The 15,373-nt window shown below is 66.9% G+C and carries 13 protein-coding genes and 1 tRNA gene; 3 read left to right on the forward strand and 11 right to left on the reverse strand.

The annotated features are described in order from the left end of the window. Positions 1-13 precede the first annotated feature (13 nt). The 11 genes from queE to def all read right to left on the reverse strand — a co-directional run bounded on the left by queE (position 14) and on the right by def (position 10,490). Positions 14-646: a 7-carboxy-7-deazaguanine synthase gene (gene queE / locus HWX87_RS31170; RefSeq protein WP_176050814.1), complete on the reverse strand. Its 633-nt coding sequence runs from the start codon at positions 644-646 to the stop codon at positions 14-16. A 75-nt stretch (positions 647-721) separates the two neighbouring features. Next, the gene (queC, locus tag HWX87_RS31175) at positions 722-1,456 is read right to left on the reverse strand and encodes a 7-cyano-7-deazaguanine synthase QueC (RefSeq protein ID WP_089426591.1); all 735 of its coding nucleotides are present in this window, start codon (positions 1,454-1,456) and stop codon (positions 722-724) included. A gap of 350 nt (positions 1,457-1,806) precedes the next feature. Next, positions 1,807-1,882, reverse strand: a tRNA-Phe gene (locus tag HWX87_RS31180). Positions 1,883-1,942: 60 nt separating this feature from the next. Beyond that, positions 1,943-2,644 (reverse strand): response regulator transcription factor EsaR, encoded by a 702-nt coding sequence (gene esaR, locus HWX87_RS31185; protein WP_176050815.1) that lies wholly within the window; start codon positions 2,642-2,644, stop codon positions 1,943-1,945. Continuing rightward, complete coding sequence (esaS, locus tag HWX87_RS31190) at positions 2,645-5,059, reverse strand: sensor histidine kinase EsaS (RefSeq protein WP_176050816.1); 2,415 nt, start codon at positions 5,057-5,059, stop codon at positions 2,645-2,647. Beyond that, positions 5,049-5,639 (reverse strand): DUF4390 domain-containing protein, encoded by a 591-nt coding sequence (locus HWX87_RS31195; protein ID WP_176050817.1) that lies wholly within the window; start codon positions 5,637-5,639, stop codon positions 5,049-5,051. Before HWX87_RS31195 ends, esaS begins: the two co-directional genes overlap by 11 nt. Next, positions 5,636-7,027: a 16S rRNA (cytosine(967)-C(5))-methyltransferase RsmB gene (gene rsmB, locus HWX87_RS31200; protein ID WP_176050818.1), complete on the reverse strand. Its 1,392-nt coding sequence runs from the start codon at positions 7,025-7,027 to the stop codon at positions 5,636-5,638. The genes HWX87_RS31195 and rsmB overlap by 4 nt, the downstream gene beginning before the upstream one ends. Before the next feature lie 220 nt (positions 7,028-7,247). Continuing rightward, the gene (gene htpX, locus HWX87_RS31205) at positions 7,248-8,105 is read right to left on the reverse strand and encodes a zinc metalloprotease HtpX (RefSeq protein WP_176050819.1); all 858 of its coding nucleotides are present in this window, start codon (positions 8,103-8,105) and stop codon (positions 7,248-7,250) included. A 101-nt stretch (positions 8,106-8,206) separates the two neighbouring features. Next, positions 8,207-8,848 (reverse strand): LysE family translocator, encoded by a 642-nt coding sequence (locus HWX87_RS31210; protein ID WP_176050820.1) that lies wholly within the window; start codon positions 8,846-8,848, stop codon positions 8,207-8,209. A gap of 120 nt (positions 8,849-8,968) precedes the next feature. After that, positions 8,969-9,952, reverse strand: coding sequence for a methionyl-tRNA formyltransferase (gene fmt, locus HWX87_RS31215; protein ID WP_176050822.1), 984 nt, complete (start codon positions 9,950-9,952; stop codon positions 8,969-8,971). 34 nt (positions 9,953-9,986) lie between these two features. After that, entirely contained in the window at positions 9,987-10,490 is a 504-nt protein-coding gene (def, locus tag HWX87_RS31220) for a peptide deformylase (protein WP_176050823.1), read from the reverse strand. Between the two features lie 185 nt (positions 10,491-10,675). Between def and dprA the strand changes: the two genes are divergently transcribed. The 3 genes from dprA to HWX87_RS31235 all read left to right on the forward strand — a co-directional run bounded on the left by dprA (position 10,676) and on the right by HWX87_RS31235 (position 15,240). Then, the gene (gene dprA / locus HWX87_RS31225; protein ID WP_244137795.1) at positions 10,676-11,989 is read left to right on the forward strand and encodes a DNA-processing protein DprA; all 1,314 of its coding nucleotides are present in this window, start codon (positions 10,676-10,678) and stop codon (positions 11,987-11,989) included. Positions 11,990-12,025: 36 nt separating this feature from the next. Further along, positions 12,026-12,406 carry a thioredoxin family protein gene (locus tag HWX87_RS31230; RefSeq protein WP_176050826.1) on the forward strand — a complete coding sequence of 127 codons (381 nt, stop codon included), beginning with the start codon at positions 12,026-12,028 and terminating at the stop codon, positions 12,404-12,406. Between the two features lie 194 nt (positions 12,407-12,600). Beyond that, positions 12,601-15,240, forward strand: coding sequence for a DNA topoisomerase III (locus tag HWX87_RS31235; RefSeq protein ID WP_176050828.1), 2,640 nt, complete (start codon positions 12,601-12,603; stop codon positions 15,238-15,240). The last annotated feature ends 133 nt before the right edge of the window (positions 15,241-15,373 follow it).

A 15,373-nucleotide genomic window follows, 5' to 3' on the forward strand; every position in this document is an offset into this window, starting at 1 on the left:
CAAAAGCCGTGGCTCAGGGAATGTTCAGATATTTGTGGGTCTGCATCGACAGCCGCCACTGCGGATGACGCTTGCACCAGTCGATCGCGAGCTTCGTATTGAGGTCGCGCGACGGGCCGTCCATCGGCTGGACCAGGAAGTACTCGAAGTCGAGCTTCGCATAGTCGGCCAGCCGCTGGTTGTCCTGCGGGATCACGACTTTCAGCTCGTTGCCCTTCGTGACGACGAGCGGCGCGTCGGCCTTCGGGCTCACGCAGATCCAGTCGATCGATTCGAGCACCGGCACCGAACCGTTGGTCTCGATCGCGATCTCGAAACCGGCCGCGTGCAGCGCGTCGACGAGCGGCTGGTCGAGCTGCAGCATCGGCTCGCCGCCCGTGCAGACGACGAAGCGATGCGCCTCGCCCTCCGGCCACAGGCTAGCGATCGTCGCGACGAGCGCTTCGGCATCCTTGAACTTGCCGCCGTTCTCGCCGTCGGTGCCGACGAAGTCGGTATCGCAGAAGCGGCACACGGCCTCCGCACGATCCTCTTCGCGGCCCGACCACAGGTTGCAGCCGGCAAACCGGCAGAACACGGCGGGCCGGCCCGCATTCGCGCCTTCGCCCTGCAACGTGTAGAAAATTTCCTTGACCGCGTAAGTCATCGTGCTTCGTCCGGCTCGCGCCGCTCGTTGTCGATCAGAATCCGTTATTCATTCGGTGCCGCCGGCGCACCCGCGTCACAGCGGCGCTTCGGTCACCCGCTCGCCCTTCAGGTAAGCCTCGTAGCCGCGCTTGCGCAGCTTGCAGGCCGGGCATTCGCCGCAGCCGAAGCCCCAGTCGTGCAGTTCCGCGCGCTCGCCCACGTAGCACGTGTGCGTCTCGACGCGGATCAGTTCGACGAGCGCCTCGCCGCCGAGCTGCTCGGCGAGCTGCCACGTCTGCGCCTTGTCGAGCCACATCAGCGGCGTCTCGAGCACCATGCGCGTGTCCATGCCGAGGTTCAGCGCGACCTGCAGCGCCTTCATCGTGTCGTCGCGGCAGTCGGGATAGCCCGAGAAGTCCGTCTCGCACATCCCGCCGACCAGCACGCGCAAGCCGCGACGATAGGCGATCGCCGCGGCGATCGTCATGAACATCAGGTTGCGACCGGGCACGAACGTATTCGGCAGGCCGTTCGCGGTCGTCTCGATCTCGATCGTGCGCGTCATCGCGGTATCGCTGATCGCGCCGAGCACCGACAGGTCGATCATGTGATCGTCGCCGAGCCGGTCCGACCATGCGGGAAAATCGCGCTTCAGTGCTTCGCGCACGCCTTCGCGACATTCGAGCTCGACGCGATGCCGCTGGCCGTAATCGAAGCCGAGCGTCTCGACCGTCTGGTAGCGTTCGAGGGCCCATGCCACGCACGTGGCCGAATCCTGCCCGCCGGAAAACAACACGAGCGCGCCGTCTTTAGCGTCTGTCCGAATCACCGTGATACTCCGTGAATGTGTAGGCTCGCGTCGCGCTGCGCCCCAAGGCCGGCTGCCGCCGGGCGGCCCGACGCGGCCGGCCTGCGCCGGCTCGACCAGTATAGGCAGCGCGGTCGGCCGCGAACGCGGCGGTGCGCTTATACCGCCCATCGCGCAGCATCGTTGCCGCGCGCCACGGCGGCGCGCGACTCGCAGCCTGCCGTGCGCATGAAGCGATGCGCTAAGTCATTGAGCGGGCACGGATTTTATCATGCCCCTGCGAATGCTGCCGGACACGCCGCCAACGACACGCGATACCCACCACAAACGAAAAACCCCAAGAACCTTCCGATTCTTGGGGTTTTAAATGCTGGTGGCCTGGGACGGAATCGAACCATCGACACGCGGATTTTCAATCCGCTGCTCTACCAACTGAGCTACCGGGCCAACGAAGAATGAAAGTATATCGAGCTATTCGTACCCGAGCAAGAGGTTTCGCGAAATATTTTATACGACGCCTTCGGACGGCTTCTTGCCGAGCTCGACACCGAGCTGCTTGAGCTTGCGATACAGGTGCGTGCGCTCGAGGCCCGTCTTCTCCGCGACGCGCGTCATGCTGCCGTTTTCGCGCGCGAGGTGATATTCGAAGTACGCGCGCTCGAACGCATCGCGCGCTTCGCGCAACGGGATGTCGAACGGGATCGCGGCCGTCTGCCCCGCGAGGCCGAGCGCCACTGCCATGTCGTCGCCGAGCGTCGGCAGCGCTGCCGCGGACGCCACCGATGCAGGCCCCGCGGCCTGTCCGGCGCCGGCCTTCGCCGCCGCGTTGGCGGACATGGGCGCCGCACCGCGTGCGAGACCGTGCTCGACCGACTTCAGCAGCTTCTGAAGTGCGATCGGCTTCTCGAGGAAATCGAGCGCGCCGATCTTCGTTGCCTCGACGGCCGTATCGATCGTCGCGTGCCCGGACATCATGATCACGGGCATCGTCAGCAGCCCCTGCGCCGCCCACTCCTTGAGCAAGGTCACGCCGTCGGTATCGGGCATCCAGATATCGAGCAGCACGAGATCGGGCGCCTGATTCAGCCGGTATTCCCGCGCGGCCTGCGCGTTCTCCGCTGCCTCGACGACATGTCCTTCATCGCTGAGGATCTCCGAGAGCAATTCCCGGATGCCCATTTCATCATCTACCACCAGGATGGTTGCCATTTACGCTGCCTTTGTCTGCTCACTTGCTTTTGTCTTGGCGGGGGCCGTCCCGTCCTGCACGCCCGATTCGGCGCCTGGCGCATCGCTCGCCATCTGCAGGAACAGGATCGACACCTGCGCACCCTCGACGGTCTCGCCGTGCATGCGATTGCGCAGATCGATCCGCGCGCCATGCTCGTCGACGATTTTCTTGACCGTGGCCAACCCGAGCCCCGTGCCCTTCGCCTTCGTCGTCACGTAAGGCTCGAACGCGCGGGTCAGGATGCGTGCCGGAAAACCGGGCCCGTTGTCGGACACGGTAAGACGTACCGCGACGCGCGTTTTGCCCTCGGCGTCGGGATCGCCATATTCTACTGTCTTGGTTTCGATCAACACACGCGGATGCGCAGACTCCGCGACCGAATCCTGCGCATTCTGCAGCAGGTTGTGAATCACCTGGCGCAGTTGCGTCGCGTCGCCGCGTATTACCGGCAGCGACGGCGCGAGTTCGGCGATGATCGGGTTCTTCCCTTCGCCGACACCATACAGCCCGAGCACCTCGCTCGCCAGTTCATTCAACTGCAGGTTCGCGAGCACCGCCGGCGGCGTGCGCGCGTATTCGCGGAAATCGTCGACCATCCGCTTCATCGCGGCTACCTGGTTCACGATCATCGTCGCGCCGCGCTTGAGCACATCCGCATCGGGCGGCGCGAGCTTGTCGGACAGCTTCATCTGCAGCCGCTCGGCCGACAGCTGGATCGGCGTCAGCGGATTCTTGATCTCGTGCGCGAGCCGGCGCGCGACCTCGCCCCACGCGACCGACCGCTGCGCGGAAATCACGTCGGAGATGTCGTCGAACACGACGACGTAACCGGACGTCTGCGGGTCGTCGGCCTGCCCCTCGACCGTCGACACGAGGCGCGTGCCGCGCACGAGCAGCGTCAGCGGCTCGGTTTCGCCCGGCACCTCGATCGCGAACTGCTGCTGCCAGTGGCCGCGGTCGCCGCTGCCGCCATCGGACGCCGCCTCGCGATCGGCGAACGCCTTGCGCACCATCGCGCCGAACCCTGCCGCCATGCCGATCCGGTCGAGCGTCGTGCCGATCAGCGAGTTGAACGGCTGCCGGAAGATCCGCTCGGCACCGCGATTGGCCGTCGTCAGCCTGAACTGGCGGTCGAGCACGAACACACCGGCGGTCAGGTTCGCGAGGATGCTTTCGAGATACGTCTTCGAATGCTCGAGCGCGACGCGGTTCTTCTCGACCGCGAGCCGCGCCTCGGATAACTGGCGCGTCATCGCGTTGAACGACTGCGTGAGGAAGCCGAGCTCGTCGCGCGTCTTGATCTCGCGCTTCGGCGTGTAGTCGCCTTCCGTGACTTCCTTCGTGCCCTGCGCGAGCAGGAACAGCGGCCGCGCGAGCTGCTGGCCGAGCGCGAGCGCGAGCATCATCGCGATGAAAGTCGCGAGGAACAGCGCGAGCGTCAGCGTGCCGATGTACATCTTGCGCAGCCCCGTGCGGCCGAGCGACTTTTCCTGGTACTCGCGATACGCGCGCTGCACGGCGTCCGCGTTGTGCGCGAGCGTCGGCGGCACCGGCTGCGTGAGCTGCAGGAAACGCTCCGCCGGCTGCAGCAGCGACGTCGTCGCATCGGGAATCGGTCGCACGACGCGCAGCCGCAGCGCGCCCTTCGCGCCATGCGCGCGCGGGTCGCCGTCGACTTCGCCCTCGATCGCCGCGTACGCGCCGTGTTCGCGCGCCTGGCTCAGCATCAGCGGCGTCGGCAGGTCGTCCGGAATCAGCGCCGCGAAATTGCCCGACGCCTGCGCGACGATATGCAGGTCGGGCGCCGCGCCCGAGCCGCCGCGGCTCGGCTCGACGATCGTCGCGTCCTGCACGCCGAACTGGTCGCGCAGCCGCAGCAGCGTGAGTGTCGTGCCGTTCGTGTTCGCATCGACGCTCGCGAGCTGGTCGGACATCATCCGCGCCTTCGTCTGCAGGTCGGACAGCGACGCATCGAGCATCCCGCGGCCGAGGTTCAGGCCGGCCGTCAGCGCGGTCTCGACGTTCACGTCGAACCACGACTCGATACTGCGCGACACGAACTGGTACGACACGATGTAGATGATCCCGCCCGGCACCACGCCGACGAGCGCGAAGAACACCGCGAGCTTCGCGAGCAGCCGCGTGCCGAACTTGCCCTTCCTCAGGCGCACGACGATCATCCCGATCAGCCCGAGCACCACGAGCAGGAACACGAGCGCGACGACGATGTTCGTCGCGTACAGCCACGAGTAGTAGCGATCGAAGAATTCGGTGTTCGCGCTCGCGGCCGCGAGCAGCACGAGCAGCAGCAGCGCGGTGAGCGCGACGGTCGAGACGATCACACGGACGAGGAGGCTCTTCCCGCTGGCCGCGCGGCGCACTTTATTTAGCACGTTCGGTCACCGTGAAAGTGAAGCGCTTCCAGTCCGACCCGAGCGTCCAGTCGCGGTTGTTCACGGCATCGACCTGGAACGGCTTCGGCATCAGCGCCGTATCGAGCTGCATCCGTACCGATGCCGTGTAGGTTTCGCCCGAGCGCACCTGGTTGCGGTCGATCACGTGCCACGACGTGATGTGCCGGACGACCGCGAGCGCGTCCTTCAGCGACGGGAAGCCGAGCTGCAGGCCGCCGGTCGATACGCGGTACTCGCGCGTGAGCGGCTGGAACGACAGGCGGATCGTCTGCGACACCGATACCGGCTGTTCGTCAAGCCAGTACCAGCGCGCGCGACTCAACTCGAAATCCGTCGTGAAATACACCGGAATGCCTTTGTTCACGGCATCCTCGAGGTTCGGATTCAGCTCGAAGTCGAAACGCGCGTCGAGGCTCCAGCCGCTTCCGTCGGACTGGAGCGACGCGCGCTGCACGGCGATCGATTCGGCATGCGCCGGCCGGACGACGGCCAGGCACAGCATCAACGCGACCAGCAAGACGGCCGCGAGCCGAAATGGAAAAAGGTGTTTGATCGTCACCGTTTCTGAAACCGCGCGTAGAAAAATCCGTCTTGATCGGTGTTCTGGTCGAGTGCGCCGGCGGCCGCCCGTCCCTGCACGCCGCCTGGCAGCAGCTGGCCGGGGGCGTCCAATCGTACCGCATCTTCACAGGCCGCTTCAAACCAGCGGGCCTGCAATTCGCCTTCCTCGGGGAAGATCGAACAGGTCACGTAAAGCAGCTCGCCGCCCGGCTTCACGAGCGGCCACAGCGCCGACAGGATGCGGCGCTGTTCCGCTACGAGCGCCGGAATGTCGGCCTCGCGGCGCAACCAGCGAATGTCGGGATGCCGCCGCACGATGCCGGACGCCGAGCACGGCACATCGGCGAGGATACGGTCGAACGGGCGCCCGTCGTACCACGCGTCGGGCGCACCTGCATCGCCGACGCACACGTTCGCTTCGAGCGACAGGCGCACGAGGTTTTCGCCGATGCGCGCCGCGCGCGTTGCATCGCTTTCGAGCGCAACGACTTCCGCGTCAGCCAGTTCGAGAATGTGGCCGGTCTTGCCGCCGGGGGCCGCGCAGGCATCGAGCACGCACATGCCGTCGCGCGCGCCGAGCCATTCGGCCGCGAGCTGCGCGCCGGCGTCCTGCACCGACACCACGCCGTCGGCGAAGCCCGGAATGCGCTCGACCGGCAACGCCGACGCGAGCCGCACCGCGTGCCGGCCGATCGCCGTCGCTTCGATCCCGCTCGCCCGCAGCGTATCGAGATACGCGTCGACGCTCGCGCGGCGCGCATTCACGCGCAGCGTCAACGGGCCCTGTCGTTCGCCGGCCGCGAGGATCGCCTGCCATGCATCGGGCCATGCGCGCTTCACCGCATCGACCCACCATGCGCGGTAATTCCACCGCGCGACCGGATCGTCCTGCATCGCCGCGACGAGGGCATCGCGCTCGCGCAGGAAACGGCGCAATACCGCGTTGACCATGCCCTTCGCGAACGCGCATTCACGCCGCGCACCGATGACGGTGACGGCCTGATCGACTACCGTGAATGCCGAATACGCGGCATCGTCCGCCGGGTCGAGCAACAGCGCGAGCGCGCCGGCGAGCACCGCATGCACGTGCGCGGGCGGCGCCTTGCTGACGAGTTTGCCGATCAGCCAATCCGCGCTGCCAAGGCGACGCATCGTCCGGTAGGCAACATCCTGCGTCGCACCGCGCGCGAGCGCCTGCGCACCGGACTCCATCTGTGCGAATACCGCCGACAACGCTGCCGGCAGCGCAGTGCCGCGCCGTACCGCATCGACCGCCTGCGCGGCCGCGTCGAGCGCGAAGCCGAGCGAATCGGGCGCCAGGTGCAGCGCGGCCAGACGCGCCGGGCGGCCGGAAGAAGACGGAGCGGAAGAACGGGTTCGTGTCATCGGTACGGAATCGGCAATCAAGCGCAGCAAGCAAATGCGGCAAACGGCAGGATCGCGGCGGCCGCAAGGCCTCGCGATCCCAAATCGCGCATTGTAGCGTGCGACCACGCGGCCCCTTTGTCCCCTTTACGGCGCGCACAAACGAAACACCCCGCAGCGCGAAGCGTGCGGGGTGGCGTGCCGGACCCCGCGCGGCAACGGCCGCACGGTACGCCGGGGTTCAGTCGAAGCGGCCGGTACGCGCCATCTCCATCAGGCGCGCGATGCGCTCCTCGGTGGCCGGGTGCGTCGAGAACAGGTTCTGCAGGCCACCGCCGTGCAGCGGGTTCATGATCATCATCTGCGCGGTGGCCGGATGGGCCTCGGCCGCCTGGAACGGGATACCCGCCGCATAGCGATGGATCTTGTCGAGCGCGGTCGCGAGCGACTGCGGATCGCCGGAAATCTGCGCGCCGCCGCGATCGGCCTCGAACTCGCGTGCCCGCGAAATCGCCATCTGGATCAAGGCGCCTGCGATCGGCGCGAGCAGCGCGACCGCGATACCGGCGATCGGGTTGGCCGGCCGGCCGTTCTCGTCGCGCCCGCCGAAGAACATCGCGAAGTTCGCGATCGCCGAGATCGCGCCTGCCATCGTCGCGGTGATCGTCGAGATCAGGATGTCGCGGTGCTTCACGTGCGCAAGCTCGTGCGCCATCACGCCGCGCATCTCGCGCTCCGACAGCACGCGCAGGATGCCCGTCGTCGCGGCGACCGCCGCGTGCTCGGGGTTGCGGCCCGTCGCGAACGCGTTCGGCGCGTCCTCGTTGATCAGGTAGACGCGCGGCATCGGCAGGTTCGCGCGCGTGGCCAGCTCGCGCACCATCCGGTAGAACTGCGGCGCCGAGTTCTCGTCGACTTCCTGCGCGTTGTACATGCGCAGCACCATCTTGTCCGAGAACCAGTAAGAGAAGAAATTCATGCCGAGCGCGAACAGCAGCGCGATCGTCATGCCCCGCGAGCCGCCGATCATGCCGCCGATCACGATGAACAGGGCCGTGATCGCGGCCATCAGCATCGCCGTTTTGACCCAATTGAACATACCCACTCCTTATCCGTCAGGGGACCCGCCGCGCATCACAGGGCGCGGCGGAAAAATTGTAAGCGATTTGTTAGATAAGGTCTTGCCGGAAAAATTCAATCTCAGCGTTGCGATGTTGCAAGGCGCAGCCCGAGGCCGACGAACGCGCTGCCGACCGTGCGGTCGAGCCACTTCTTGACGCCCGGCTTGCCGGAAAAGCGCTGCGTGACGCTGCCCGCAACCCATGCGACCAGGCTCGTCCAGACCCTGCTCATCGCGACGAACACCGCGCCGAGGGTCAGGAACGCCCATGCCTTGTGCGGGCTGTCGGCCGACACGAACTGCGGGAAGAACGACACGAAGAACAGCACGACCTTCGGGTTCAGCACGTTGGTCCAGAAGCCCTGCATGAACAACTGGCGCAGCGGCTTGGCAGCCGCGGCCTGCGCGGCTTCGGCGCCCGCCGGCGCGGCGGCCTGCTTCGTGATGATCATCCGCACGCCGAGGTAGATCAGGTAGGCCGCGCCAACCAGCTTGATCACCGTGAACGCGGTGGCCGACGCCGCAAGCAGCGCGGTCAGGCCGAATGCGCAAGCGAGCGCGTGAACGCAGCAGCCTGCCGAAATGCCGAATGCCGACATCAGCCCCGCGCCGCGGCCCTGCGCGACGCTGCGGCCGACGATGTAAGCCGTGTCGGGGCCGGGCGTGACGTTCAGCAAGAAAACCGCCAGCACGAAGAAACCGAAATGGGTGATGCCGAACATGAAATCCTCGAAACCGGAGAGCGCAGGGAAATTCTACGCGCGCCTGCCGCGCCGCGCGACTCGGCCGTCCGGCCAATTGTGCAGGGCCGGCAGGCCGTGTCGAATGACGGTCAGCCCGCGTCAGGCAACGTCGGGCAGCGCGAAACGCTGGCCTGCGGCGAGCGGCGAGCCAGCCAGGAATTCGCGCGCGGGCAGCCGTTTGCCGCCCGGCTTCTGCAACTGCGTGACGCGCAGCGCGCCGCTGCCGCATGCGACGACCACGCCTTCCGGCGCGGCGTCGACGATCGTGCCGGGCGCCGCGTCGCCGCGCGCCGCCACGGGCTCGGCCGCCCACAGCTTGATCGCCGCGCCGTCGAGCATCGCGACGCCGCCCGGGAACGGATCGAACGCACGCACCTGGCGCGCGAGCACGTCGGCCGGCTTGCGCCAGTCGAGCGCCGCCTCATGCTTGCCGATCTTTTCCGCATAGGTCACGCCATCGGCCGGCTGCGGCGTCGCCGGCAGCGTGCCGTCGCGCTCGAGCCGCACGAGCGCATCGACGATCAACCGCGCGCCATCAGCAGCGAGCCGGTCGTGCAGCGTCGCGGTCGTATCGTCGGCCGCGATCGAGTTGCGTGCTTCCTCGATCATCGCACCGGTATCGAGGCCGACGTCCATCTGCATCAGCGTGACGCCCGTCTCGGCGTCACCGGCCTCGATCGCACGATGGATCGGCGCGGCGCCGCGCCAGCGCGGCAGCAGCGATGCATGGATGTTGATGCAGCCGGCGCGCGGGATGTCGAGCACTTCCTGCGGCAGCAGCAGGCCGTAGGCGGCCACCACCATCACGTCGTGCGGCGTCGTGCGCAGCAGCTCGATCGCAGCGGCCGCCTCGGCCGGGTACTTGCCCGCGCGGCGCAACGACGGCGGCTGCGCGACGGGCATCCCGTGCTCGACGGCGTAGCGCTTCACGGCGCTCGCCTGCAGCTTCATCCCGCGCCCCGCAGGGCGATCGGGCTGGGTGAGCACGAGCGGCACCGGGAAACCGGCCTCGTGGATTGCGGCAAGGGCAGCCGCGGCAAATTCCGGCGTGCCGGCAAAAATCACGCGCAACGTATGGGTCATGACAGCGTTCGAGGTCGGGCAGGGCGAACGCGCGTTACATCGCGCGTTCGAGTTTCTTCATCTTCGTCTTGATGCGCGTCTGCTTGAGCGACGACAGGTATTCGACGAACACGCGCCCCATCAGGTGATCCATCTCGTGCTGGACGCACACGGCGAGCAGGCCTTCGCAGTCGAGCTCGAACGTCTCGCCCTGCTCGTTGAGCGCGCGCACGCGCACGTGGTCGGGCCGCTCGACCTCGTCGTAGATGCCGGGCACCGACAGGCAGCCTTCTTCATAGATCTGCTTCGCGTCGCTCGACCACACGATCTCGGGGTTGATGAACGCGCGCAGTTCGTTCTTCTCCTCCGAGATGTCGATCACGATCACACGCTCGTGCACGTCGACCTGCGTGGCCGCAAGGCCGATGCCGGGCGCCGCGTACATGGTCTCGGCCATGTCGGCGACGAGCTTGCGGATCCGGTCGTCGACCTTGTCGACGGGCTTGGCGACCTTATGCAGCCGCTTGTCGGGGTAATGAAGAATATTGAGCAAAGCCATGGTGTTCGGTATTCGGTGGAGCGGCGTGCCGCATCGGCCATCCGGCCGACTGGTGCCGCCGCCGGGATGCAATGAAGATGAGGCGGATGCGTGGCGATTCAACGCCGCGGATCACGCCTCCTGCAATTGGCCGGGCGCTCGTGCGCACGGCCTTGTCGAGTATTTCGGATGATGAAAATTTTATCATGGCGCCACGCGGTCCGCTGGCCGCCGCATTCGAGGGCAGCCTCATGTCGCCGCAAGCGCTGACGCCGTCCGCGCTGCGCGCGTGGCTACAGCTCGCGCTCGCGCCCGGCCTCGCGCCAGCCGTGCTGCAGATCCTGCTCGATGCCTTCGGCTCACCGGCCGCACTGTTGCGCGCATCTGATCCGGCCATCGCCGCGGTGAGCAGTCCCGCCGCCGCACAAGCGGTTCGCGCGAGCGAGCGCGGCGATCTCGACGCACGCACCGACGCTGTGCTCGCGTGGCTCGATGCGCCGGGCAATGCGCTGGTCACGCTCCACGATCCAGCCTACCCGCCGCGGTTGCGCGACCTGCACGATCCGCCGCCACTGCTATATGTAAAGGGCCGGCTCGACCTGCTGCATGCACGCGGCCTCGCCGTGGTCGGCAGCCGGCACGCGACGCCTCAGGGGCTCGCCGACGCAACGGGCTTCGCGCGCGCGTTGTCCGACGCGGGGCTCTCGATCGTCTCGGGCCTCGCGCTCGGGATCGACGGTGCCGCGCATCGCGGCGGGCTCGACGGCCGCTCGGGCACGGTCGCCGTCATCGCGACGGGCGCCGATCTCGTCTACCCGGCGCGGCATCGCGCACTCGCGCACGAGATCGCCGCGCGCGGTGCGATCGTGTCGGAATGGCCGCTCGGCACGCCGGCCCGGGCCGCGCATTTCCCGCAGCGCAACCGGCTGATCGCCGCACTGGCGATCGGCACGCTCGTCGTCGAGGCCGCGCCGCGCTCCGGCTCGCTGATCACCGCACGGCTCGCGAACGAATTGGGGCGCGATGTGTTCGCGGTGCCGGGCTCGATCCACGCACCGCTCGCGCAGGGCTGCCACGCGCTGATCCGCGACGGCGCGAAGCTCACGGCGGCGCCGCTCGATGTGCTCGAGGAGTACGGGCTGGCCGAACCGGCCGCGTGTGCAACCGGCCGCCCGGCTCGCGCGGGGCATCCCGGCGCGAACGCCGACGGCATCCGCATCATCGAAGCTGCCGGCGCCGAGCAGACGGATCCCGCCGTTCCGGCCGCCACGCCAGCCCGAATCGAAGCCCCGCCGCCGGGCGCCGCATCCGAGCAGGCCGCGCTGGCCGCATTGGGATACGGCCCCGTTACCTACGAATGGCTCGCCGAACACAGCGGCCTGTCCGACGACGTGCTGCACGGCGCGCTGCTGGCGCTGGAGCTGGCCGGCCGCGTCGCCAGCCTCCCTGGCGGACGCTTCGCGCGGCTTGACGCCACGCCCACCCCGGCCCCGTGCGGCGTGCTACATTCCCCGGCATAAGGGCGGCCACGCCGCCGACGATATCCAAGGAATTCCATGCCCGCGCTGAATCTCGACACCGATGCGGATCGGATCGCCGAGCGCCTCGCCGATCCCGGCACGTTGCTCGTCGCCTGCCTGTGCGCCGAATGGTGCGGCACGTGCCGCGACTACCGGACGGCCTTCGACCAGCTCGCCGACGCGCATCCAAACGCCTGCTTCGCCTGGATCGACATCGAAACGCATGCCGACCAACTCGACGATCTCGATGTCGAGAACTTCCCGACGATCCTGATCGAGGATGCCAACACCGCACGTTTCTTCGGCACGGTGCTGCCGCACGCGGCGATCGTCGAGCGGATGCTGTCCGACCTGAGCGCGGTGCCCGGCGCGCCGCACGCACCGAAATTGCGCAACGTCCTGATCGTCGAAGCCTGAATTGGCGGGCCGGCGCGGCGGTTTTGCCCGTATTTGCGGGCGCCCGCCGCGGCGGGCGCTTGCCGCCGTTGCAGCCCCCCTCTATGATGAGCCGCTTTTTACACGCTGAGCCGCCGTCGCTGCGGCGTGTGCTATAAAGCGGTCGTAAAAGGGACCCACAACCGGCGAACCCGGTCTACCAACACACACCTGTCATGTCCAAAGCACTGATCATTGCGGAAAAGCCTTCTGTCGCGAACGACATCGCACGCGCTTTGGGCGGCTTTACCAAGCATGACGAGTATTACGAGAGCGACGATTTCGTCCTTTCGTCCGCTGTCGGCCACCTGCTGGAAATCGCCGCCCCGGAAGAGTACGAGGTCAAGCGCGGGAAATGGAGCTTCGCGCATCTGCCCGTCATCCCCCCGCATTTCGACCTGAACCCGATCGCAAAAAGCGAGTCGCGCCTCAAGGTGCTCACGAAGCTGATGAAGCGCAAGGACGTCGACCGGCTGATCAACGCATGTGACGCGGGGCGCGAGGGCGAGCTGATTTTCCGCCTGATCGCGCAGCACGCGAAGGCGAAGCAGCCGGTCCAGCGCCTGTGGCTGCAGTCGATGACCCCGCAGGCGATCCGCGACGGTTTCGCGAACCTGCGCAGCGACACCGACATGCAGCCGCTCGCCGACGCCGCACGCTGCCGCTCGGAAGCCGACTGGCTCGTCGGGATCAACGGCACCCGCGCGATGACCGCGTTCAACAGCAAGGGCGGCGGCTTCTTCCTGACGACCGTCGGGCGCGTTCAGACGCCAACATTGTCGATCGTCGTCGAACGTGAAGAGAAAATCCGCCGCTTCATCCCGCGCGACTATTGGGAAGTGAAGGCCGAATTCGCGTGCGCGGGCGGCTTCTACGAAGGCAAGTGGTACGACCCGAAATTCAAGCGCGACGAATTCGATCCGGAGCGACGCGACTCCCGCCTGTGGAGCCTGCCTGCCGCCGAAACGATCGTCGCTGCATGCCGTGACCAGATCGGCACGGTCTCGGAGGAATCGAAGCCGTCGACGCAACTGTCGCCGCTGCTGTTCGACCTGACGAGCCTGCAGCGCGAGGCGAACGGCCGCTTCGGCTTTTCCGCGAAGAACACGCTCGGTCTCGCGCAGGCGCTGTATGAAAAGCACAAGGTGCTGACCTACCCGCGTACCGATGCGCGCGCGCTGCCGGAAGACTACCTGTCGACGGTCGAGTCCACGCTCGAGATGCTCAAGGAGAGCAACAACTACCTGCCGCATGCGAAGCAGGTGCTCGACAAGGGCTGGGTGAAGCCGAACAAGCGGATCTTCGACAACTCGAAGATCAGCGACCACTTTGCAATCATCCCGACGCTGCAGGCGCCGAAGGCGCTGTCCGAGCCCGAGCAGAAGCTGTACGACCTGGTCGTGAAGCGCTTCCTCGCGGTGTTCTTCCCGGCCGCCGAATTCCGCGTCACGACGCGGATCACCGAAGTCGCCGGCCATCACTTCAAGACCGAAGGCAAGGTGCTCGTCGAGCCGGGCTGGCTGCAGGTGTACGGTCGCGACGCCGAAGGCGCGGACGCGAACCTCGTGCCGGTGCAGAAGGACGAGAAGGTGAAGACGGACGAGATCGCCGCCGTCGCGCTCGTGACGAAGCCGCCCGCACGCTACTCGGAAGCGACATTGCTGTCCGCGATGGAAGGCGCGGGCAAGCTGGTCGAGGACGACGAGCTGCGCGAGGCGATGGCCGCGAAGGGCCTCGGCACGCCGGCCACGCGCGCGGCGATCATCGAAGGCCTGCTCGGCGAGAAATACCTGCTGCGCGAGGGTCGCGAAATGATCCCGACCGCGAAGGCATTCCAGTTGATGACGCTGTTGCGCGGGCTCGGCGTGAAGGAACTGACCGCGCCGGAGCTCACCGGCGAATGGGAATACAAGCTGTCGCAGATGGAGCGCGGCAACCTCGGGCGCGACGCGTTCATGCAGGAAATCGCCCGCATGACGCAGCAAATCGTCAAGCGCGCGAAGGAATACGATTCCGACACGATCCCCGGCGACTACGCGACGCTCGAGACGCCGTGCCCGAACTGCGGCGGCCAGGTGAAGGAAAACTACCGCCGCTTCGCATGCACGAAGTGCGAGTTCTCGATCTCGAAGATCCCCGGCAGCCGGCAGTTCGAAATCCCGGAAGTCGAGGAGCTGCTGCAGAAGAAGGAAATCGGTCCGCTTTCCGGGTTCCGCAGCAAGATGGGCCGCCCGTTCTCGGCGATCCTCAAGCTGTCCTTCGACGACGAGACGAAGAACTACAAGCTCGAGTTCGATTTCGGCCAGGATCAGGGCGGCGAGGAAGGCGAAGCGCCCGACTTCTCAGCGCAGGAGCCGGTCGGCGCGTGCCCGAAGTGCAAGGGTCGCGTGTTCGAGCACGGGATGAGCTACGTCTGCGAACACTCGGTGGCGAACCCGAAGACTTGCGACTTCCGCTCGGGCAAGGTGATCCTGCAGCAGGAAATCACGCGCGAGCAGATGGGCAAGCTGCTCGCCGACGGCCGCACGGATCTGCTGCCGAACTTCAAGTCGTCGCGTACCGGCCGCAACTTCAAGGCGTTCCTCGTGAAGCAGCCGGACGGCAAGATCGGCTTCGAGTTCGAAAAGAAGGAACCGAAGGCCGCCGCCGCGAAGAAGACGGCAAAATCGGCGACGAAGGATGCCGAAACCGTGACGGAAGGCGCCGAAGAGAAACCGGCACCGGCCCGCAAGACCGCCGCGAAGACCACCGCCGCGAAGACCGCAGCCACCAAGACGGCCGCCCGCAAGACGACGGCGCGCAAGACGGGTTCGTAACGACATGGCCGCCGGGGCCTCCCCGGCCATCAGGCTTCGCGTCGGACTTCATCACGCAGCCAATAAAAAAACGCGGATCGATCGCTCGATCCGCGTTTTTTCTTTGTGCTGACGGCAACCGCCGCCCGGCCGC

Source organism: Burkholderia sp. BCC1644 (assembly GCF_902833225.1).
In the GTDB taxonomy this organism is placed as follows: Bacteria; Pseudomonadota; Gammaproteobacteria; order Burkholderiales; family Burkholderiaceae; genus Burkholderia.

Bases quoted from the DNA above. Each gene is read 5' to 3' on its own strand.
- rsmB (WP_176050818.1), bottom strand. From the start codon at position 7,027: ATGACACGAACCCGTTCTTCCGCTCCGTCTTCTTCCGGCCGCCCGGCG.
- queE (WP_176050814.1), bottom strand. From the start codon at position 646: ATGACTTACGCGGTCAAGGAAATTTTCTACACGTTGCAGGGCGAAGGC.
- HWX87_RS31210 (WP_176050820.1), bottom strand. From the start codon at position 8,848: ATGTTCGGCATCACCCATTTCGGTTTCTTCGTGCTGGCGGTTTTCTTG.
- htpX (WP_176050819.1), bottom strand. From the start codon at position 8,105: ATGTTCAATTGGGTCAAAACGGCGATGCTGATGGCCGCGATCACGGCC.
- HWX87_RS31230 (WP_176050826.1), top strand. From the start codon at position 12,026: ATGCCCGCGCTGAATCTCGACACCGATGCGGATCGGATCGCCGAGCGC.
- HWX87_RS31235 (WP_176050828.1), top strand. From the start codon at position 12,601: ATGTCCAAAGCACTGATCATTGCGGAAAAGCCTTCTGTCGCGAACGAC.
- fmt (WP_176050822.1), bottom strand. From the start codon at position 9,952: ATGACCCATACGTTGCGCGTGATTTTTGCCGGCACGCCGGAATTTGCC.
- dprA (WP_244137795.1), top strand. From the start codon at position 10,676: ATGGCGCCACGCGGTCCGCTGGCCGCCGCATTCGAGGGCAGCCTCATG.
- def (WP_176050823.1), bottom strand. From the start codon at position 10,490: ATGGCTTTGCTCAATATTCTTCATTACCCCGACAAGCGGCTGCATAAG.
- esaR (WP_176050815.1), bottom strand. From the start codon at position 2,644: ATGGCAACCATCCTGGTGGTAGATGATGAAATGGGCATCCGGGAATTG.